Here is a 20,507-nt window from a genome sequence, read left to right on the forward strand (position 1 = left end):
CTGGCCCTTAAACGGCCAGCTTTTTACTACTGAGTAGAGTAATAATAAAATAACCCGGATATACTAATAAATGATTGTGAACCCATTACACAGAAAATCGCTACCACCCATATAATAATTATTGATATTAAATAATAATATCACTTGTTGAAGTGTTATATATTTGTCTGGTTTTGTCCGCAGCTATGGGTTAGCTGAATCGAACCGATTTTTATTGAAACCCGTGAACTTATGAAGAGAAAAACCAGCCTGGTGCCATTGAACCATTTCAATTGTGCCCGATTTATTGATCTAACAAATGTCAGACTGAGTTTTCTCTCACTGTTGGTATTCAGCTGTTTAACTATTATCCATCAGGCCAGTGATGCCCAGAAAATTAGTCGTATCGACCAGTCATTTGTCAAAGATCTTGAAGATACGATCCCCCTCATGCTCGTAAACCTTGCTTCAGTCAACATCCGGTGCAGTGAATCAAAGGACGGGCAGATAATTATGTCCGTAAGCGGGGGCCAACCTCCCTACACCTACAGTATTCCCGGGTATATTGAACAGTCGGACAGTGTCATAAAACACCTGGAAGCAGCTAAGTACAATTGCCGGATTACAGATAGCAACGGAGATTATGTAGAAGGGATCATTACCGTAAAAAAGGAATGGCGCTATTGTTCCATATTTGTCCCTTCAGCATTTAGCCCTAACGGAGATGGATTGAATGATGTATTCCGGGTAAAGATACAGGACGATATCTCCGAATTTCATATGCTGATATACGATCGGTGGGGACATCTCGTATTTGAAAGCCATGACCCTACCAAAGGATGGGACGGTACACAAGGCAGTTTACAGGCGCCTGCCAACACTTACCTCTGGGCAGTGACCTACCTGGATAACAAAAAGCAAGACACGAAACAACAGGGCGTTTTAACCCTGGTAAGATAAATCAGTACCGGCGATTTATGCAGCACCGCCGGTACCGTCATTAATTACTGATTATCAACAGTAGCTTCTACAACTGACTGCACACTTGTTGGTAATGCAGACAAAATATCATAACCAGTAGCCGTTTCTATAGCATCTACTGAAGTACGATAAGTTTTCCAGTCACTATTCGTTGTATTAATGTTAGGGGTGTTCACCGCTATTACACGGGTAGAGGTAGTTATACGGGCTAAATCGCCATTACCATTCGGAATCACCACTACTACTTTCCAGATATGAGCCGGTACTGTTACATGCCCGCCGTCAATAGTATTGGCAGAGCCACTGGAGCCTGTGCCACCTGTACCATAACTTCCCATCACAACATATACCTCATTACCGGCAGATACCAGTGTTCTTACATAATTTTCCATATTCGCCCAGGTTTGCTGATTATTCACCGGCGCCTGCGGAATCATGTTATCCATCAGGAAAGTAGAACTGTTAGCAGTCACAGAAGCAGTACGGTCGCCGGACGGGCAATTATGCCCCCTGTCGAATCCTGAACCGGAATAAGAAGTAGCTCCTACTTCATACCAGCCGGAAGGCAATGTAACATCTGCACGGAAATCATCCTGACGGTCAGTACTGCCAATATCAGAAGAATTAATGTGCCAGCTAACCCAGTTAGGAGTACCACGTGTACTGTTGTAAGAAGAAGTGTAGTACGTTTTGTCCATCAGATAATTAGTAATGAGTACAACAGAAGTGGTTGCATTGCTGGGGTTCCCCATCAGCAGGTTACTGTTATCACCTGTTGTACCGCCACCACCACCGCCGGTGCCGGTACCTGTGGTAACCGTGATATCATCAATGTTGATCCTGTTGGTACCACCGCTGATCTTACGGATGGATAAACGATAACTGCCGGTTACAGCTACTGTAAAAGTAGCGGTTGACAGAGAAGTAGCAGATGAAGTAACCGTACTACCAACCTGGGTATACGAAGACCCGCTGTTAGTAGAGATCCATAACTGCCAGGTACTGCTGCCATCACTACCAAATACACCATGAGAAATGGTGATAGTAGTAGCACCGCCGGTAGCATCAAAGTTCATGTTGAGTGTACCGGTGTTACGGATTCTGGCAGATTGAGTGCCGTTCTTAAGGTCTGTAGAGAGATTGCCGATTAACGCGTCGTCCAGTGTCCAGCTACCGCTGCCGAGGGTTACGCTGGCAGAAGCATAGGCCGTTTTAGTGCCGGACTCGAAGGTTTCAGATAAAGTGGTTGTTAATTCTGAAGTGGCTTTCCTTGTTATTTGCTCATTAACAGGGGGGGTGATGGCCTCTTTTTTACACGATGCAAAAATGGCTGCTGCACACAGCGCTAATAGGATTTTTTTAGTGGGTCTCATTATAGATGGGTTTTATGAACCCCAATTTATGAAGTATACCTGCAGTGAGTACTCAAGGAAAGAATAATTATTGTAAAGTTAAAATTGGACTTAAATTGCCGCATATGCTTCGCCCCATAGATAACTACTTCTTAGAGAAAGATGAGCCAATAAAAGGCTGCTTACTGTTTTTAAGAGATTATATCCTTAAACAGGATGTACATCTTGCAGAAACATGGAAATACGGTATGCCAATTTACTGTTATAAGGGAAAGATGTGCTGTTACCTCTGGGTACATAAGAAATTCAAACAACCTTATCTGGGGATAGTGGAAGGAAAAAGGATTCATCATCCTGATCTCCTTTCAGAAAAAAGGGCAAAAATGAAAATACTGTTGCTTGATCCTTCCAAAGACCTGCCCATCGCAACTATTAATGAAATACTAGCGGAAGTACTTGCGCCTTACCGGAATGATTAAATATCTCTTCCAGCTGTTATGATGAATATGTTTCTGATACACCATAAAAGCAAAGACTATCAGGATACCGGCAATACCTTCCCCGAACACCACCATATTTACACCCATGTAATGCGCCAGAAAACCTATCAGTAAACTACCTATAGGTAATATACCCTGGTAAGCCATAATGTAATAACTCAATGCTCTTGCACGCATTTCTGAAGACGCATGCATCTGTATGTAAGTATTAATGGCAGAGTTCTGCACCATCAGCCCAATACCTGTAACAGCAGTAGATACCAACGCCAGGAATAAAGTAGAGGATATGGATAACGCTATCAGTGAAACAGCGAAAATAGTTCCTGAAATAATCGTAAGCGTATTCAGATCTTTACCCGGTCTGAGCATTGCCATATACACAGCGCCAATCAATGCACCAAAACCGGCAGCACTTTCAAACCAGCTGAAAGTAGTAGCATCTCCATGAAAAACATCCTTGGCAAATACAGGCAGCATCGTTGTGAAAGGTATCACCATTAAACTGGATGCTCCTAATACCAGTATCAGGGAAAGTAAATCAGGAGATTCTTTCAGATAATCATATCCTTTGCGCAGATCTATCCAGATATTCTCTTCAGATTTTGCCACCACGCTGATATTCAGCTTCATCATCATCAGACAGCATATTACAGCGATAAAACTTAAGAAGTTAATCAGGAAACAAACGTCTTCTCCAAAAGAACTCAATATAATCCCGGCCAAAGCAGGGCCTACCAGCCGGGCTGCATTAAAAACAGATGAATTAAGGGCAATAGCGTTAGGAAGATCATCATGATCATCTACCAGGTCTACCATTAACGACTGCCTGGCTGTTGTATCAAAAGCACTGATTACCCCCTGTATAAGGCTGAGAATAGCAATCAGGGTAATATCATAGAGGTTCAGCCATACCATGGCCGCCAACGCTCCTGCCTGTACCATCAGCGCTATCTGGGTAATCTTAACCACCCGGAATTTGTTATGCCTGTCTATAAAACTACCGGCAAAAGGAGCCAATACAAGAGAGGGAATTAAACTAAGAAAGGTCACTAAGCCAAGTAATAAAGCGGATCCTGTAAGCCGGTACACCAACCAGCTGATAGCAACTCTTTGCATCCAGGTGCCGATAAGAGAGATGGATTGTCCTATGAAGTGTAAGCGAAAGTTATAATGTTTAAGTGAACGAAAGATTGACATTGCATTAAAGTAAATTAGTAAAGTAACTTTACAAAATTAAGACTTTTGCACTTAATAGACAGGGAGAAAATTAACTTGAATAGTTAAATAAATGTAAAGTAACTTTGCTAATATTGTCTAAATCTATTATGTCCACAAATACTTATGAGGTAGCAGCCTCGCTACGAAGCACTGTCACTCGCCTTATCCGGCAGCTACGAAAGCAAAACATCTTATCAGACTTTTCCAATGCAGAACTCCTTACCATGGGCCTGCTGGACCAGCATGGTAAACTGCTGCCTTCAGAACTGGCCGAAATGGAAAGGATCTCTGCCCAGGCTATCTCCCAGATTGTGAACCGACTGGCAGAAGCTGGTTGTGTAGACCGCGTTCCCGATGAAACAGACCGCCGAAAACTGGTTATCTCCCTCACAGAAAAAGGTACACAACACCTGTACGAAACCCGGCGTATAAAAGAAGAATGGCTGGTAAAAGCCATGGATCACCTGTTCTCTGCCGAGGAACTGGTATTAATAGAAGCATTCCTCCCCCTTTTACAAAGATTAGCAGAATATAACGGTTAATATATCCTTATTTAATTATATTTGTCTACAGGCCAGATCTTTATACTGGTCGTTCCTAACTACGTGATGGACAGTTATTCCTATTAGAAAAACGATTATACCCTTATCTATGAAAAAATGGTGGTTATTGGTCATGGCGGGCTATGTAATGAACACTACCCATGCCCAGATACTGACGAGAGTAGCAGATAGTATCAGGATAAAAAATGGCATCCCCGAAATGAGTTACGCTATCATTGGTCCTACCAGTATCCTCGAACTACATACAAGCGGCCACCACAGGATAGATGATCCCAATACAAGAACACAGTCCAATATCCGCGACTACTTCCATCTTGGCTCCAACACAAAAGCCATCACTTCTTTTATAGCAGCCATCCTTGTAGAAGAAAAAAAGATTAACTGGGATACCCGTTTCTTCGACATCTTCCCTACCTGGTTATCCATGTCCAATCAGGCTTACGAAGATATCACCCTGCAAAATCTGCTATCTCATCAGGCAGGCATTCCTGCTTATACAGAAGGATCAGAATTTGCCATCCTTCCTGTTTTTGAAGGAGAAAAAGAACAGCAGAGAAAAGAGTTCGCACAGCATATTCTCAGGAGCAACCCTTTGGGCCCTATAGGGTCATACCACTATTCCAATGCAGATTATACACTCGCGGCCAGTATGCTGGAAAAAGTAAGTGGAAAATCATGGGAAGCACTGGTAACAGACATCATCGGAGATCAGTTAGGCATGCAATTCAAATTCGGATGGCCTAATTCAAATCATGATACCACACAACCATACGGGCACTGGATAGAAGATAACAGGATCAAAGCATTAACTCCTGATAATCCTTATAAAATAAGCTTCATCCAACCAGGTGCAGACCTTAGTATGCCCGTAACAGATTATGCCAAATTTATACAGCTGCACCTGAACGGATTATTAGGACAGGATAATGAGCTGAAATCAGACACCTATAAGTTCCTTCACTTTGGTATTAAAGATTACTCCATGGGATGGAGTAATGGACTGATAGGAGAAAAAACAGTATCCTTTCACACAGGTTCTGCAGGTACTTTTTTCACCTACGCACTGATAGACAGTACAGAGAAAAGAGCCTATGTAATTATGATGAACTGCGCACATCCACTGGCTAAACAGGCAGCTACTGCTTTCATGAATATCATGATGAAAACAAAGCTGACAGACTAAATAAGAAAAGCCTTCCAAGACATTGCTCAGAAGGCTTCATTGTAAATTACTTTGTAACAGTTCTCTTACTTGATTGCCTGCAATAAATTGCAGAATTCAAGCTTTTCATCAGACGTTAAGAAAACATTGGCTATTGTTTCATTGATCAAATCGCTGGTAAGCGAAAACTCATCGTACAGATCATGTTGCTCAACTCCATACTTCTTTGCTGTAGAAAAACGTACAGCAACCAGGATGTCTTTTGAAGGCACTTTCTTCTCAACTAACAGTGGTCTGATAGAATATAACATTTCATTGTTAGCTGTTTCTATCTTCTTACGATAGTCTGTTTTATCCCGCTTTGTAAAAAAATAACTGGTCAGGAGAAAAACAATCAAAGAAAATAACAATCCAATAATAGCTGTTAAAAAAGTGTTGTCTTGTAAGTGTATCATAGGTATAAGTAAAAACGCAATTGTTCTTCTAATATATTCAAGATATAAACAATATATGTACAAATGAGTTTCCGGAAATCTATATTTCAGGGCGATTATATATAATAATAATATGATTGTGTGCTAACTATATGTATATCAATACTCCGCAAAATGATGTTACAACTATTATTTCGGCACAAATATTTACAGATGTGAGTATTGATACTGCATGACTTTATGCCAAAAAGCCTGCTGTACGTTACTACAGCAGGCTTTGCATGAAGAAAAGTCAGCACTCTTTATTGTTTATAATCTACAACAATCATTACAGGAAAGTGATCAGAAGGTTCGCGGGCAGTATATTTTTCTGTAGCTACTGCTTTATTACGGTAGGTATCTGTTAATATGCCATATTTCTCTACCTTAAACTGATTGGTTAAAAAGATATGATCTATACGGCCATCTGTTTTACCGTTCGCGTTGAAGGAGTTAAATGTACCATTTGTAGCGTATCTGAAAGCAGTTGTTTCATATGCATCTTTCAATAAACCGGAGTTATTGATCAATGCATAAGATTCATTATGCTGATCTACGTTAAAGTCGCCGGTTAAAATAGTAGGTATATCCCCTGCCATTGCCTTTACTTTTGCTAATACCAGCTTAGCGCTTTCAGCACGGGCTTTTACGCCTACATGGTCCATATGCAGATTAAAGAAATAAAATGTAAATCCCGTTTTAATCTCCTGAAATTTACCCCAAGAACAGATCCTTGGCAACACTGCATCCCAGCCTTTATTAGGCCTGTCTGTAATAGCAGATAACCAGAAATTCCCGTTCTCCAGCAGCTTAAACTTTTCAGTATTGTAAAAGATAGCAGAATGTTCACCTGCGTCTTTTCCATCATCACGCCCCACACCTATATATGTAAATCCGGGTAAGCTGCCTTTGATATCTTCCAGCATATTTTGCAGTCCTTCCTGTGTTCCAAAAATATCAAACCCATGAAAACGGACCATACCCGCAATTACCGGATAACGTTCTTTCCAGCCATTGCCTTCTTTTTCATCATCCTTATTATCATAGCGCATATTGTAAGTACCCACGGTAAATTGCTGCGCCTCTGCAGTATATACCAGTAAAGCAAAACAAGCCATCAGAAACATCCATCTTTTCATGTAATAATCATTTATGTGTAAGTATAAGAAAATACAGGCGGAGCAGCAATAACTTTTCCGTTATCATTTTTTTAAATCCTACTGACATACTGTTGTCACTTGCCCTTAGTTTCTTTGCTGTATACAAAAACATACCACCATGGATATCATCAAATCATTGTTAGCAGAACTTGAACAGGAAGCAGACACTACCCGTAAAATGCTTTCCCGTATCCCCAACGACAAATACGACTGGCAACCTCATCCCAAAAGCATGACCATCATGCAGCTATCCAATCATATTGCAGAACTCCCGGGTTGGGTAAGTATGGCGCTCACTACAGAAGAACTTGATTTCTCAAAAATGGATTATAAACCCGCAGGTATTAAGGATACCAGCGCTGTACTCGAATTATTCGAAAAATCCCTCGCTGAAGGAAAAGCCGAACTGGAAAAAGCGGCCATCTCACAACTGGACGAACCCTGGGTATTACGTAATGGCGACTTCATCATCAGCGAATCCACAAAGGGTGAAACCATCCGTATGGCCTACTGCCAGACAGTGCATCACAGGGCACAGCTAGGCGTTTTCCTGAGACTTCTGGACGTTCCCATTCCCGGAAGTTATGGACCTAGCGCAGATGAAGACAGCTCTGTCTATCAGGCATAACCTCATACATAATTACCAGGACTGACTCATAAGTCAGTCCTGAACTTTATCAGCAGGTTAAGATATCTTTGTATTACCTGCATGCCATGGAAAATGAAGAAAATAACAAACAACGTAAAATCATCCATATTGATATGGATGCGTTCTACGCATCCGTTGAGCAGCGCGATAATCCTGAATACCGTGGTAAAGCCATCGTAGTAGGTGGATCTCCTGAAGGCAGAGGCGGTGTTGTGGCTACCGCCAGTTATGAAGCGCGCAAATTCGGTATCCGGTCTGCCATGCCATCAAAACGCGCACAGCAGCTCTGTCCGGACGTTATCTTTATCCGCCCACGCTTCGATGCCTACAAAGAATCTTCCCGTAAAATCCGTGAAATATTCAGTCGCTATACAGACCTCATAGAACCCCTCTCATTAGATGAGGCATTCCTGGATGTTACCGAAGATAAACAACAGATAGGCTCCGCCATTGAAATTGCCCGGCTCATTAAACAAGCTATCAAAGAAGAACTGCAGTTAACCGCATCCGCCGGTGTCTCTATTAATAAATTCGTCGCTAAAATAGCCTCCGATCTCAATAAACCGGACGGACTTACATTCATCGGCCCTTCTTCTATAGAAGAGTTTATGGAAAAATTACCGGTAGAGAAATTCTTTGGCGTAGGAAGAGTAACAGCAGATAAAATGAAAAAGATGGGGCTGCATACAGGTGCCGATCTGAAAAAACTCTCCGAAAATGATTTACGCCAGCACTTCGGAAAAGCAGGTGGATTTTATTATAAGATAGTAAGAGGGATTGATAACCGTGAGGTACAACCCCACCGCGAAACCAAATCCCTGGGTGCAGAAGATACCTTTGCCTATGATCTCACAACGATAGAAGAGATGAATCCTGAGTTAGACAAAATTGCAAAAACGGTACATGAACGTTTACAGAAATATGGATTAAAAGGCAGAACGATCACACTTAAAATAAAATACAGCGACTTCCGGCAGATTACCCGTAACCAGTCTTTCCCCTACCCTGTTAACGCTCTTGATATTATTACAGAAACTGCAAAACAATTACTGGTAGCTACTTACCCGGAAGATAAAAAGATCCGTTTACTGGGGATCTCTCTATCTAATTTTAATGAAATAATACCGACGGAGAAACCCAATAACCAGCTATCATTATTTGACGAATAAATTTTAGAATAAGTGCTGTATAACGCGAACGGTTACATGTAACTGACCGGTATGCCGCATCGTATGTTCTGCTGCATGAAAAAGCAGCCCTATCAGGGTTGTTGGCAGTTGTTTACGGCCTACTGTTCTTGCAGCTGTCAGATTACTTTCGTCAATATTTTTTAGTTGATCAACAAATGTCTGCAGTCTTGTATCAAATGCAGTTAACAATGAGATCAGATCTCCGGCAGGTTTTCCTTCTGCAGATAAATATGCCAGCTGTGCTTCAGATAAAGCCTGCCCGGCAGCATACGTATACATGCGGTCCAGTACACCGGTAATATGTTGCAGGTGAAAACCTACAGCAGCTACACCAGCAGGTTGCTGCCACAGCAATTCATCAGGAAAGCCTGAGACTAATGCATGTATTTCTTCCTGTGCCTGTAATAAAGCATGTGCAACTGGTTGTAATAAAGCGGGGACATCAGCAACGGGGCCCCGCATCCATACTTCTGGCATATTTACATCTTTTTTAATTTCAACACTACGTGTTTAATATTCTGCCTGTTATAAGTATAAGTAATATGCAGCAGTCCGTCTTTTGTCTGTATAACGGCCGGATAACTGAACTCCCCTTTAGGTTGTTTTTCCAGTTCATATACATCATGCCAGTTCTCTCCGTCTTTAGAAACAGCTACACGTAATTCATTACGTCCATCAGACCAGTCGGCTCCCATTTTCGCAGGGTTATAAATTAATACCTGCAACCCGCTTTTGGTAGTAACAGCATCAATCCCTGAATTAGGATTCATGATAGTCTGCCTGGTTAATGGAGACCAGGTTTCCCCGTTATCATCAGAGAATGTCTGTACAATTACGTTCTGCCGGCTCCTGCACAACAGTTGCAGGCGACCACCCGGATGGAACAATGCAGAAGGCTGGATCACGCCAAAGGTATCGCAGTTAATGGGAATACTTCTCCAGTTATGTCCGGTACTGTCTGACAGTTCCACATGTATATGCCATTGTTTTTCGTCTTTGCTTTCGGTACTGGAAGGATGTAAAATGGTACCATTGGCCAGCTGCACCGGCTTATTCTTGATAGGGCCTAAGATCCCTTCGGGTAATTTCTCTTCTTTAGACCAGGTACGGCCTTTGTCGGTACTGTATTTCATCAGTCCCCACCATTCTCTGGGATTGGGGCCTACTTTATAGAACAGTAGCAGTTTATGCGCCCTGGTGGTAATCAGTACCGGGTTCCAGGCAGCATAGCGGGTTTTCTCATCTACTATCCCTGTAGCCGCTATAACCGGGGCAGACCATTTCCCTTTTGCAAACACAGAAGTATAGATACATACATCCGGGGCGCTTTCACGGCTGCCCCCAAACCAGGAGGCCAGCAGTTGCCCGCCGGGCAGTTCTGTAATAGTAGACGCATGTGCCGCGGGTACAGGCGGGTGCTGCATCAGAAATTCCTCTTTTACCAGATCAACTTGTGCGTAGGAGACCAGGGAACTCCCTACCAGCATGCATGACAATAATACGTTCTTCATAATCAATAAATAGACAAGGCCACAAAGATAACAATGTCTTGCATTGTTATCTTTGTGGCCTTGTTCCCATCTAAATTATAAATCCTGCCTTATAGCCTTTAATCACCTTATCAAGGCTGTGGTACGTCCCAGAATATTTTAGCGTCACGGGTATCTTTTGCCTGAACATCTTTATAACTGGTGTTATAAGCAGTTTCGCTAAGAGGATACCTGAAACGGGTTGGAGCATTTTCAAACCCTGCCAATGTAGAAACAAACACTCTCGGGAATTTTGGATAATCCGTTCTTCTTGTCTCAGACCATGCCTGAGTAGCCTGCAGGATATTAAAGTGGAGCCACTTCTGTACCCATATCTTCTCCAGTTTCTCCTGGGAAGTGCCGGTGTAAGCAATCGTTGGCTGAGCCATAAAAGCATCAACCGTCGCGGTAGAAGGTTGATTCAATGCCTCATATTTATTTGAATTCGTAGAGTATAAATAGTACATGAATGCAATTGCCTGACGAACACCTAATTCATAGTACTGAGCAGCGGTTAATGATCCTGGTCCGGTAATACCCCAGCGTTCTACTGCTTCTGCTTTCAGGAAGTTTACTTCAGCAGCACTCATCATGATACCCGGTAACTTAGAGTTAAAACGGAAGGTAGTAGAATCATAGGTAGAAAAATAGGATAAACTGTCTAACTGGGTAGAACTACCCCAATCACCTGGCATAGCCCTGTATGTTTTATTTGGAACAAAAACATTGTTTATTATTCTTCCATATTTATCAAACATTAAAGGTATCCTTGGATCATTTGCAGGTGCCATTGCAACATTCAGCATATAATCAGGTGCTGCCATTGGTGTCTGCAAATCATTGAATGCGCTAGACAGGTTATCTGTATATACAGTAGGCTGCATAATCATTACATCGGTATTAGTTGGACTGTAATTATCTCCAACGTTATTACCATCTATCAGCGGATACTGGAGTGGAGTAGCAAACATCTCCTGTACAGCAGATTTTGCAGTGGCTTCATCCACAAATGAGGTACGCATCAGTAAACGTAATCTCAGTGAATTAGCATATCTCCGCCATTTATCAAGACTGCCATGCAAAGCAAAATCCTGCACAGAGAAAGAAGCTGCAGCATTTGTATTCAGGGAAGTACCTGCAAAGTAGTCCGCACAATCCTTCAGGCCATTTATGATAGTATCATACAATGCTTTCTGGTCCTGGAATGCTGCATTAGAGATAGTATTGGAAACGTCCAGAGATCCTGCTTCAGTATAAGGAATGTCTCCAAACAAATCTATCATCTGTGAAGTCTGGTCCAGCAGCAACGTTTTCGCAGCTACTGTAAATACCTGCACATTTAAACGGGAGTCTATAGGCGTTTCCATATATAAACGCATAATAGTGCGGTACTCTGCCATAGGGCCAGAACCGGAGTTTACATCTCCCTGGTTATTGGTAAAGTTATTCGGAACGTAGTAGTCATTCCAGCGCTGTCCCTGGTAACTCAGGTTACCCTGATATACCTTAATATCATTAACAGGAGTACTCACCCCACTGTAAACTCCTGTATGTACAAAAGCTATTGTACGTATATCCCAGTACTGTGGACGCACCCTGTTATTATCCATCATACCGGAAAATAACTTCTCGATAGAAGGATTGGTGGTTTTGTCAGGGTCGTTATATTTATCTGCCAGTTGGCTTTTTGAACACCCGGCCAGAGCAACTGCCAGCATCATAAAGCAACTTATATTTCTTAATGTCTTTTTCATAAATAACTGTTTGTGCCGATCAATTTTAAAAATTAGAAACTTGCATTCACACTAAAACCAAAGCTACGTGTAGCGCCGGATGAACCTTGGTCAATACCCTGTTTGAACCAGCTGCCACCCAAAGGAGCTTCCGGATCAAGGTTCTTCATTGTTCTGTAAACATACAGCAGGTTCCTTCCGATCAGAGAAACACGAAGGTTCTGGAAATGCAGTTTGTTGGCAAATGTTTTAGAAACATTGTAGCCCAACACAAGTTCTCTCAGTTTTATATAATTGTTCTTGTAAAGGAAAGCGGTCGGATCACCATTATCACTTGCGTCATAAGTGTTCAGATAGTATTCAGCAGCCTGAATGATCTTGTCATTCTTGGTACCATCTGATTTCACACCATCAGCAATTACACCATCATGATATACTGGTCCGTTTGGAGAAGGACTGTTATGACTTGGGAGTCTTACAGAAGTTCCACTCGCATCTACATAATAAGGCAGACCACCGTTAGCTTCGTCTCTGTACTTCATTGTGCTCGTGTACATACCTGCACTTGTTGCATATTTCTGTGGAGGAGAAACGATCATACCACCAAAACGGTAATCCAGCATGAAATCTATAAACAGGTTCCTGTAAGAAACAGTATTGGAGAACCCGCCGACAACCTTAGGCAATATATTACCTGCTTTGATATACTTGCTCTTATCTACCTGCCTTACACCATCAGAGCTGATTATATCGTTTCCTTTAGCATCCTGCAGATGAGGATAGATATAAATGTTACCGATAGGCTGGCCTTTTTCAGCTACAACCATTGCTGATTGAGAATCGAAACCGGCAAACAGGATACGGTTTACTCCTGGTGCCAGTTCTTCTACAGAAGAAGTATTCATAGCAAAGTTCAGACGTGTATTCCATTTAACTTTACGGGATACCGGGGTAGCAGTGAAAGCAACCTCAAGCCCCTTACTATGTAAACGGCCCACGTTCGTGATCCTGGTATTTGCACCGTTACTTGCGGCAACATCCAAACGCATTAACAGGTCAGTTACGACGCTGTTATAATAAGAAACATCCACTCCAATTGCACTGTTAAACATCTTTGTTTCAAATCCAAACTCGGTTTCTGTCTTTCTTTCAGATTTCAGATTTTCATTACCATAACCACTCTGTGAAATCAGTACAGGTACAGAACCTGTAGTAGTTGGCAGAGGTCTTTGTGTATAAGTTACGTTAGACTCGAATGGAGGAGGAGCATTACCCACCAAACCATAAGAAGCACGCACCTTACCATAGTTAATGAACCTTGGCAGATGGAAAGCTTCTGTAAATACAAAGCTCGCATTCGCTGAAGGGTAGAAATAACCATTGTTAGCAGGAGGTAATGTAGAAGAATACTCCTGACGGGCAGTTGCTTCAAGGAATAAGAAATCCTTGTAGCCTAAGTTCATAATACCCAGGTAAGCATATTTCAACAAACCACTACGTTTTTCAGAGGTTGTTTGTGTTTGGTAAGAGTTATTGATACTGAACCAGTTTGCAGTAACCAAACCACCAGTAGTACTTGAAGACTGATCACTGAAGTTTTCTTTACGTCCCTGGTAACCACCACTAACAGAGTAAGTAAAGTTTTTAACAGGATCACTCGCATAAGTTAATAATATATCACCATATACAATGCTGTAACGTCCTTTCACAACACCGTAACGACCAGTACTTTGTGTAGTATTGAACGCTACAGGATATTCATTGTATTCTTTAGCTTCTGTATTCATACTGGTGAAGTCATTACCAACCCTGGTACGGAACTTCAGACCTTTAGCAACATCAATATTAAGGGTCACACTGGACAACAAACGGTCCTGTGCTTCCGTCTCAGTATTACGTAACTGTTTCCAGAGAAAGTTAAGCAGTTCTGGTCTCACATTATAAGACAGTGCTTCATCAGGATTCAGCTGTGTATTGTTGTAAGGCACCCACTTGTACCCCTGGGAAGTTTTGTATTTATCAAATACTACCGCCATATCTTCTGCCCTGCTATAAAAACCATCGAACGCGTCAAAAATACGACCCATAACCATAGGCCTGTTTGTAATGGTTGTATTCACATAACCACCCACAACATCCAGGCTGATCTTACTGTGTAATTTGATCGTACTGTTCAGGTTAAATGTATTACGTTTCTGGCCACCACCAATCTGTACACCTTTGTAATCACTACGGGTATAAGAGAAACGGTAATTCGCCTTCTCGTTCATATTCGAAAGGGATACATTCAAATTTGAATTGTATCCCTTCTGGAACATTTGTTTATAGTTATCAGGCTGTGGTGAATAAGGATGCATTGAGCCATCCCACCAAGGAACCATCTGACCATCCATTTTCGGGCCAAACTGGCCATAAGAACGGAAATAAGGGCGAACGGTGCCATCAGTTCCAACAGGTATCCAACCATCTGCCCTTGCACCATTTGCAACGTTACTTCCTCTGTCATAACCCGGGCCATAAACATTCTGGTACTGGGGAGCGAAAGCAATCCTTTCCGCAGTAGCTGAGTAGTTTACGTCAACGCCAAGTCCTCTTCCTTTAACACCTTTCTTAGTAGTGATTACAACAACCCCACTGGATGCATCTGATCCGTATAAAGCCGTTGCACTGGCTCCTTTCAATACCGTCAGATTTTCAATATCTGTAGGGTTAATATCCAGGATACCATTACCACGAATACGGGAATCAGACCAGTAGTCGCCTGTGTTACCACCAGCACCGCCTGTCTCATTATTATTCCTGATCTGTACACCATCCACTACATACAGTGGCTGTGTATTATAGTTCAAAGAGTTAACACCACGAATCTGAATATTCACAGCACTGGTAGCACCACCGGGAGCGGTGGTGATCTTAACACCAGCTGCCTTACCATATAAGGCAGAGGCAAAGTTGGTGTTACCAGAAGCGTTAATCTGTTCAGATGTGATAGTACTAACTGCATATCCGAGTGCTTTTTGCTCTCTTTTAATACCCAGCGCCGTTACAACGATCTCATTCATCATCTTCTCATTCGGCTGCATGGTAACATTCAATGTAGTTTTACCGGCAACAGGAATTTCCTGTGTTTTAAAACCTACATATGATATGATCAGCACTGCATCATCAGGAACATTGATAGTGAACGCACCGTTTTCATCGGTAGTTACACCTTCAGAAGTTCCTTTGATCTTTACTGAAGCACCAATCAGTGTTTCACCCGTCTGGTCCAGCACCTTACCTGTTATTTTAACAGAGCTCAGTCTTGCACCTTTTGGCATGATCACGATCAGGTTATTAGCCAGCTCCTGGTAAGTATACCCGGAATTGTCCAGGATCATATCCATCACCGTAGAAATCTGTGCATCTTTTACAGAAATATCCAGTTTATTGTTACTTGGAATATTCCTGTTGCTGAACATAAAACGGTAATCGCTCTGGCTTTCTATTACAGAGAGTACCTGTTTAAATTCTGCGGAACGGAGATTTAATGTGATTTTGGTTTCAGAGGAAACATTAGCACTAACAGACAGGCTCATACAAAGAATGAACCCGAAAGTCAATTTCATAATTAGCAATGGCTTTAGGAGCCCGTAAGGGATCTTTACGCCCTTAGGGCGTAGGATAAAATTCATAACTTAGATGTTAAAGGTGATTAAACTATTTCTGGTATAAGGCATCTTTTCTCGGTGATTATTACGGTAACCCCCGTGCTGTCAGTAGTCGCATTTTTCTCCCATAGACAAAATTTTAAACGTTAATACTTTGTTTCTGGTGAAATGAATAGGCGAATACATAGGAATACATAGGCATCGTCATAGGATCTTCATCTCACCTTTCACGATTGAATTATGAAAGGATATTTTTTACTGATTAATTACGTTCTCTTCCGTCTTAGTATATAACTATCGTCGAATCTTCTATTCTGTAATTGAAATTCTCGGTCATGTGCAGCGCATGTAATGCTTCTGCAATGGTTTCGCCCTCCAGGATACCTGTAAATCTTAACTGCCTGGAACCTGTTTTACTGAAGCGAATGCTGATATTGTACCACCGTTCCATCCTCTTTGCCAGACTCTCAAAATCTTCGTCCTGGAACACCAGTTTGTTTTGCAGCCACGATGTTTCCATGATCATCGTATCACGCTGCTGGAAATAAGTCAGGGTAGTTAATGCCGGATATATATTTTTAACTGCAACCGATCTGGTTTTGGTTGAATCATGACTCGCAGCATTATGAATAACTAACTTTTGGGATGGCTTCAGCAAAATCCTTTCAGAAGGATTGCTTGGTACTGTCACCTCTATGGATCCCCTTAGCAGCGTAGCTTCTGTAGACGCTTCATCAGGATATGATTTTATATTAAATGCTGTCCCCAATACTTTCACATTCATGTTCGCCGTATGAATAATAAACGGCTTGTTTGCATCCGAATGCACATCAAAGAATGCCTCTCCCGTTAAATATACCTCACGGCTCTTCTCCGGAAAATTAGCAGCATATTCCAGCTTACTGTCCGCATTCAATGTAACCCTGGTGCCATCCTCCATGATAAAAGTTGATTTCTCTCCCTTTACTGTAGATTTGGCCACCAATGTATTTCTATGGCTATAGAAATACCCGCCTGCAGTAATCAATAGTGCCACTGTTGCCGCAACTCCTGTGATCCAGCCCAACCTTCTTATATTGCGAACCGGCTGCATAAGCGGCTTCATTTCTGAAATACCCGCTTCCTTTTCCAGCTCATTGATACGTGATTGCACATTCTCAAATAACTGCCTGCCATCAATATAATCATGATGATTCTGGGCCCAGTACATGCGGAACAGCTCATACTGTCGTGCGGAGACAGTATCCTCACTCATGATATGTTGCAGTTCCTGGTCTTCTTGCGGTGAAATATCACCTGCCAGGTCCTTAATAACAATTTCAAAAAAACGTTCGCTCATTGTCCGATGGAATAACCCTTTGTATATAGGACAACTTTTAAGAGGCGTTATGCGTACAAGCTTTAAAAAAAATTTTAACATATACATCGGCAACCTAATTACTCATAAATATTATTAATATAAGCAATGTGGTAATTATATTGTCTGGAGCCTTGTTCCCGGCCTTTGTCAGATAGGGATCCATGGCTTTCGTCATCTTTTTCATGGCACGTAACATCTGAGTATGTACTGTGCGGTGGGAAATACCCAAAATTTCACCTACTTCCTTGTATTTCATGCCGTTCTCTTTCACCAGGCGGAAAATAATACCGCACTGTTTCGGTAAGGACGCAATGGCCTGATCCATTTGGAAAAACAACTCCTTTTTCTCCAGTTCCATTTCCGGAGAACTGCTATTTATAAGCTGTGACCCTCCCGGATGATCGTCAATATTGACGATTTGCATGCTGGAAAAGCGCTTATTATAGTTCAGAGCGTGGTTCTTAACTGCAATAAAAAGATATGTTTCAGGCTTCAGAACTTCCTTCATCTGTGCCCTGTCCATCCAGCATTTCACAAATACATCAGATACAATCTCCTCTGCAACTTGTTGATAATGAACGTACAGTGTGCAAAACTTGATGAGTCTGGGGTTTAATTCATGGAATAAAACCTCAAATGATTTAGAGTCGCTATCAACTGTGATGCGCTCCCATAGATCATTTATATTAACCTCTTTTTGCATTCTAAATTTTCATTATATTTCAGAGGGCAATGTAATAAAAGTATATGTCAAATAAAAATAATAAATGTTTCTGGATTAATTATTTATAATATATATTATCTACGTTAATCAAGGCAAAAAGGATATATAAACCGATAAAAAAAGGAGAAAGGACGACCTGTTGAAATTCAACAAATCGTCCTTTCTCCTTTTTTATTTCTATTTACTTTTCTAATTATCTCCTTTCATACTCATTCTCCATCGTCATGATATCCCTGTCAAAAAGATACAAACCACTCTTATCATCCCCTATCAACTCCAGCTTATCATTACACTCACGGGCCAGTCTCTCTTCCTCAATCTGCTCATTTACATACCATTGCAGAAAATTATGGGTGGCATAATCCTTCTCCTGCAAAGACATGTCCACCAACTCATTAATCCCCTCACTCACCTTTACCTCATGCGCAAACAATTCCTCAAAAGCCTGTTTTAAAGACACAAACGTCAAAACAGGTTGTTTTAAAGCAGGTACTATGGCAAAACCTCCCCTTTCATTTATATAATGGATCAGTTTCAACATATGCATCCTTTCCTCATCACTATGTTTGAAGAAAAATTTCGTAACTCCTTTTAAACCAGGTTGAATATCCGCCCAACTACCCATTGCCAGGTAAGCCTGAGACGATTGCGCTTCCATGACCACCTGTACGTTTAAAGCTTCTTGCATTCTTTGTGATAACATAATGTTGCGTTTTAGGTTGTAAAGATGTGAATACTATAAATTTACGAAATCTTTCCGGCTGGGATTAAACACATCTATCAATACCCCTGCTTCCAGGCAAACTACCCCATGTACCAGGTCCGACGGTACATAAAATGCATCCCCGGCCCGCAGTATTTTCTTCTGCCCGTCAATTTCCACTTCAAAAACACCACTTTCCACATGGGAGATCTGGGTATGATAATGGTGATGCAACGTTCCTACCGCTCCCTGCTCAAAATCTACCTTTACCAGCATCAACTGATCATTATGCGCCATTACCTTACGCCGGATTCCCGGATCAGGGAATTCCCAGCTGATGTCCTTATCCTCTATAAATACTTTTTCCATACAGATGTGATTTAAAAAAGCCGCTTCCCAAAGGAAACGGCTTTTTATATAAAGTGAATATAGTATTAGTTTCTTAGTTAGGCAACAACTCCGCCAGTTTTTTGTCCAGCGCTTCTCCTCTCAGGTTCTTGGCTACTATCTTACCCTGTGGGTCCAGCAGGAAGTTCTGCGGAACAGATCTTATGCCATATAACTTGGCTACTGCATTATCCCAGAACTTCAGGTCAGAAACATGCGTCCAGGTAAGGCCGTCCTTGTTAATGGCTTTCAGCCAGGCATCATGACCAGTAGGCTGATCCAGGGACACACTCAATATAGTAAACGGCTTAGCCTTATACTTATTAAACGCAGCCACTACATTCGGGTTTTCTGCACGGCAGGGACCACACCAGGAAGCCCAGAAATCCACCAATACATATTTACCCCTGAAGTCTGTCAGGTTCACTGGTTTACCGATTGTATCATTCTGGGTAAAAGCAGGCGCTTCTACACCAATCTCAGTTTTCTTCCAGTTACTCAGCAAAGTGGCATATTCCTTTCCATTTTTACTGCTCCTTACATCAGCAGACAACTTATTAAAAATAGAATCCAGCTGTTTCAGATTATCCGGTACTCCACCACCATAACGCTGTAAAGCATCCAGGCTGATTAAAGACTTAGGATTTGCTTTGATAAATGCCAGGTATATCACTTTCTCGTCAGCAAAGATAGCCTCACTCTTTTCGTCCAGGCTTTTCTGGAAGGCCTCAGACTGGCGAACTTCCTCCGTTGCTCCATAATATTCTGCACTCAGGGCCTTATTCCTGGCAGTGATAGGCTCCAGTTGCTTAGACAGGCGCTGATTATCCTCATTGATAAGAGAGCCGCTGAATTTGGCTTTCTGCAGGGAATCAGGACTGTTCAATACAATAGTACCCTTGTCTATATAAAAGTACATTGCATCACGCTGTCTTGGATCAATTCCTGGTAACGGATGCTTTAAGATCAGCATCGCATTGGAAGGGCCTTCTACCTTTCCTTTAATTTCAAATGCTCCATCCTTCAGTTCAGAAGAATCCTGTATCTGTGTACCGCCATCACGGTACATCAGGTATATCTTAGCAGGTGCGTTCAGACTACCAATCTTTCCTTTCAGTACAAAATCACCTTTCTGGGCAAACAGTACTGCCGGGGAAAGCAGCATAGTAAATAATAATGTTTTGGTCATGTTGG

At 41.8% G+C, this 20,507-nt stretch carries 19 protein-coding genes; 6 read left to right on the plus strand and 13 right to left on the minus strand.

Annotated features, from left to right (window positions below; all coding sequences use genetic code 11):
- The first annotated feature begins 231 nt into the window (after positions 1–231).
- Complete coding sequence (locus tag BMW86_RS32990; RefSeq protein WP_089779986.1) at positions 232–939, plus strand: T9SS type B sorting domain-containing protein; 708 nt, start codon at positions 232–234, stop codon at positions 937–939.
- A 44-nt stretch (positions 940–983) separates the two neighbouring features.
- Here the strand turns inward: BMW86_RS32990 and BMW86_RS06205 are convergent, their stop codons facing one another.
- The gene (locus BMW86_RS06205) at positions 984–2,333 is read right to left on the minus strand and encodes a DNA/RNA non-specific endonuclease (protein WP_089779988.1); all 1,350 of its coding nucleotides are present in this window, start codon (positions 2,331–2,333) and stop codon (positions 984–986) included.
- 104 nt (positions 2,334–2,437) lie between these two features.
- Here BMW86_RS06205 and BMW86_RS06210 point away from each other — a divergent pair, with 104 nt between their 5' ends.
- The gene (locus tag BMW86_RS06210; protein ID WP_089779990.1) at positions 2,438–2,791 is read left to right on the plus strand and encodes a DUF1801 domain-containing protein; all 354 of its coding nucleotides are present in this window, start codon (positions 2,438–2,440) and stop codon (positions 2,789–2,791) included.
- Here the strand turns inward: BMW86_RS06210 and BMW86_RS06215 are convergent.
- Complete coding sequence (locus BMW86_RS06215; RefSeq protein WP_089779992.1) at positions 2,756–4,009, minus strand: MFS transporter; 1,254 nt, start codon at positions 4,007–4,009, stop codon at positions 2,756–2,758. The two genes, BMW86_RS06210 and BMW86_RS06215, sit on opposite strands and share 36 nt — an antisense overlap.
- 128 nt (positions 4,010–4,137) lie before the next feature.
- Between BMW86_RS06215 and BMW86_RS06220 the strand changes: the two genes are divergently transcribed.
- Positions 4,138–4,572: a MarR family winged helix-turn-helix transcriptional regulator gene (locus BMW86_RS06220; protein WP_089779994.1), complete on the plus strand. Its 435-nt coding sequence runs from the start codon at positions 4,138–4,140 to the stop codon at positions 4,570–4,572.
- Between the two features lie 109 nt (positions 4,573–4,681).
- Positions 4,682–5,776 (plus strand): serine hydrolase domain-containing protein, encoded by a 1,095-nt coding sequence (locus tag BMW86_RS06225; RefSeq protein WP_089779996.1) that lies wholly within the window; start codon positions 4,682–4,684, stop codon positions 5,774–5,776.
- Between the two features lie 65 nt (positions 5,777–5,841).
- Here BMW86_RS06225 and BMW86_RS06230 read toward each other — a convergent pair whose 3' ends face one another.
- Together BMW86_RS06230 and BMW86_RS06235 are read right to left on the minus strand one after the other, a co-directional pair.
- Positions 5,842–6,210: a hypothetical protein gene (locus BMW86_RS06230; protein WP_089779998.1), complete on the minus strand. Its 369-nt coding sequence runs from the start codon at positions 6,208–6,210 to the stop codon at positions 5,842–5,844.
- A gap of 281 nt (positions 6,211–6,491) precedes the next feature.
- Entirely contained in the window at positions 6,492–7,367 is an 876-nt protein-coding gene (locus BMW86_RS06235) for an endonuclease/exonuclease/phosphatase family protein (RefSeq protein WP_089780000.1), read from the minus strand.
- 139 nt (positions 7,368–7,506) lie between these two features.
- On the opposite strand from BMW86_RS06235, the gene BMW86_RS06240 reads away from it, so the two are divergent.
- The gene (locus tag BMW86_RS06240; RefSeq protein WP_089780002.1) at positions 7,507–8,016 is read left to right on the plus strand and encodes a DinB family protein; all 510 of its coding nucleotides are present in this window, start codon (positions 7,507–7,509) and stop codon (positions 8,014–8,016) included.
- A gap of 86 nt (positions 8,017–8,102) precedes the next feature.
- The gene (gene dinB, locus BMW86_RS06245; protein WP_089783581.1) at positions 8,103–9,206 is read left to right on the plus strand and encodes a DNA polymerase IV; all 1,104 of its coding nucleotides are present in this window, start codon (positions 8,103–8,105) and stop codon (positions 9,204–9,206) included.
- Positions 9,207–9,209: 3 nt separating this feature from the next.
- Here the strand turns inward: dinB and BMW86_RS06250 are convergent, their stop codons facing one another.
- The 9 genes from BMW86_RS06250 to BMW86_RS06290 all read right to left on the minus strand — a co-directional run bounded on the left by BMW86_RS06250 (position 9,210) and on the right by BMW86_RS06290 (position 20,502).
- Positions 9,210–9,704, minus strand: coding sequence for a DinB family protein (locus BMW86_RS06250; RefSeq protein ID WP_089780004.1), 495 nt, complete (start codon positions 9,702–9,704; stop codon positions 9,210–9,212).
- 2 nt (positions 9,705–9,706) lie between these two features.
- The gene (locus BMW86_RS06255) at positions 9,707–10,738 is read right to left on the minus strand and encodes a sialidase family protein (RefSeq protein WP_089783582.1); all 1,032 of its coding nucleotides are present in this window, start codon (positions 10,736–10,738) and stop codon (positions 9,707–9,709) included.
- 110 nt (positions 10,739–10,848) lie between these two features.
- Positions 10,849–12,510 (minus strand): SusD/RagB family nutrient-binding outer membrane lipoprotein, encoded by a 1,662-nt coding sequence (locus tag BMW86_RS06260; protein WP_089780006.1) that lies wholly within the window; start codon positions 12,508–12,510, stop codon positions 10,849–10,851.
- A 32-nt stretch (positions 12,511–12,542) separates the two neighbouring features.
- Positions 12,543–16,097, minus strand: a complete 3,555-nt coding sequence (locus BMW86_RS06265) for a SusC/RagA family TonB-linked outer membrane protein (protein WP_089780008.1) — start codon at positions 16,095–16,097, stop codon at positions 12,543–12,545.
- A 325-nt stretch (positions 16,098–16,422) separates the two neighbouring features.
- Positions 16,423–17,478, minus strand: coding sequence for a FecR family protein (locus BMW86_RS06270; protein ID WP_177189171.1), 1,056 nt, complete (start codon positions 17,476–17,478; stop codon positions 16,423–16,425).
- Between the two features lie 94 nt (positions 17,479–17,572).
- Complete coding sequence (locus BMW86_RS06275) at positions 17,573–18,202, minus strand: RNA polymerase sigma-70 factor (protein WP_089780012.1); 630 nt, start codon at positions 18,200–18,202, stop codon at positions 17,573–17,575.
- 214 nt (positions 18,203–18,416) lie between these two features.
- Positions 18,417–18,911: a ferritin gene (locus BMW86_RS06280; protein ID WP_255372860.1), complete on the minus strand. Its 495-nt coding sequence runs from the start codon at positions 18,909–18,911 to the stop codon at positions 18,417–18,419.
- Positions 18,912–18,959: 48 nt separating this feature from the next.
- Positions 18,960–19,295 carry a cupin domain-containing protein gene (locus BMW86_RS06285; RefSeq protein WP_089780017.1) on the minus strand — a complete coding sequence of 112 codons (336 nt, stop codon included), beginning with the start codon at positions 19,293–19,295 and terminating at the stop codon, positions 18,960–18,962.
- Between the two features lie 73 nt (positions 19,296–19,368).
- Positions 19,369–20,502 (minus strand): TlpA disulfide reductase family protein, encoded by a 1,134-nt coding sequence (locus BMW86_RS06290; RefSeq protein ID WP_089780019.1) that lies wholly within the window; start codon positions 20,500–20,502, stop codon positions 19,369–19,371.
- Between the last annotated feature and the right edge of the window lie 5 nt (positions 20,503–20,507).

It is taken from the genome of Chitinophaga sp. YR573 (assembly GCF_900110995.1).
Classification (GTDB): Bacteria; Bacteroidota; Bacteroidia; order Chitinophagales; family Chitinophagaceae; genus Chitinophaga.

Bases quoted from the DNA above. Each gene is read 5' to 3' on its own strand.
- BMW86_RS32990 (WP_089779986.1), top strand. From the start codon at position 232: ATGAAGAGAAAAACCAGCCTGGTGCCATTGAACCATTTCAATTGTGCC.
- BMW86_RS06205 (WP_089779988.1), bottom strand. From the start codon at position 2,333: ATGAGACCCACTAAAAAAATCCTATTAGCGCTGTGTGCAGCAGCCATT.
- BMW86_RS06210 (WP_089779990.1), top strand. From the start codon at position 2,438: ATGCTTCGCCCCATAGATAACTACTTCTTAGAGAAAGATGAGCCAATA.
- BMW86_RS06215 (WP_089779992.1), bottom strand. From the start codon at position 4,009: ATGTCAATCTTTCGTTCACTTAAACATTATAACTTTCGCTTACACTTC.
- BMW86_RS06220 (WP_089779994.1), top strand. From the start codon at position 4,138: ATGTCCACAAATACTTATGAGGTAGCAGCCTCGCTACGAAGCACTGTC.
- BMW86_RS06225 (WP_089779996.1), top strand. From the start codon at position 4,682: ATGAAAAAATGGTGGTTATTGGTCATGGCGGGCTATGTAATGAACACT.
- BMW86_RS06230 (WP_089779998.1), bottom strand. From the start codon at position 6,210: ATGATACACTTACAAGACAACACTTTTTTAACAGCTATTATTGGATTG.
- BMW86_RS06235 (WP_089780000.1), bottom strand. From the start codon at position 7,367: ATGAAAAGATGGATGTTTCTGATGGCTTGTTTTGCTTTACTGGTATAT.
- BMW86_RS06240 (WP_089780002.1), top strand. From the start codon at position 7,507: ATGGATATCATCAAATCATTGTTAGCAGAACTTGAACAGGAAGCAGAC.
- dinB (WP_089783581.1), top strand. From the start codon at position 8,103: ATGGAAAATGAAGAAAATAACAAACAACGTAAAATCATCCATATTGAT.
- BMW86_RS06250 (WP_089780004.1), bottom strand. From the start codon at position 9,704: ATGCCAGAAGTATGGATGCGGGGCCCCGTTGCTGATGTCCCCGCTTTA.
- BMW86_RS06255 (WP_089783582.1), bottom strand. From the start codon at position 10,738: ATGAAGAACGTATTATTGTCATGCATGCTGGTAGGGAGTTCCCTGGTC.
- BMW86_RS06260 (WP_089780006.1), bottom strand. From the start codon at position 12,510: ATGAAAAAGACATTAAGAAATATAAGTTGCTTTATGATGCTGGCAGTT.
- BMW86_RS06265 (WP_089780008.1), bottom strand. From the start codon at position 16,097: ATGAAATTGACTTTCGGGTTCATTCTTTGTATGAGCCTGTCTGTTAGT.
- BMW86_RS06270 (WP_177189171.1), bottom strand. From the start codon at position 17,478: ATGAGCGAACGTTTTTTTGAAATTGTTATTAAGGACCTGGCAGGTGAT.
- BMW86_RS06275 (WP_089780012.1), bottom strand. From the start codon at position 18,202: ATGCAAAAAGAGGTTAATATAAATGATCTATGGGAGCGCATCACAGTT.
- BMW86_RS06280 (WP_255372860.1), bottom strand. From the start codon at position 18,911: ATGCAAGAAGCTTTAAACGTACAGGTGGTCATGGAAGCGCAATCGTCT.
- BMW86_RS06285 (WP_089780017.1), bottom strand. From the start codon at position 19,295: ATGGAAAAAGTATTTATAGAGGATAAGGACATCAGCTGGGAATTCCCT.
- BMW86_RS06290 (WP_089780019.1), bottom strand. From the start codon at position 20,502: ATGACCAAAACATTATTATTTACTATGCTGCTTTCCCCGGCAGTACTG.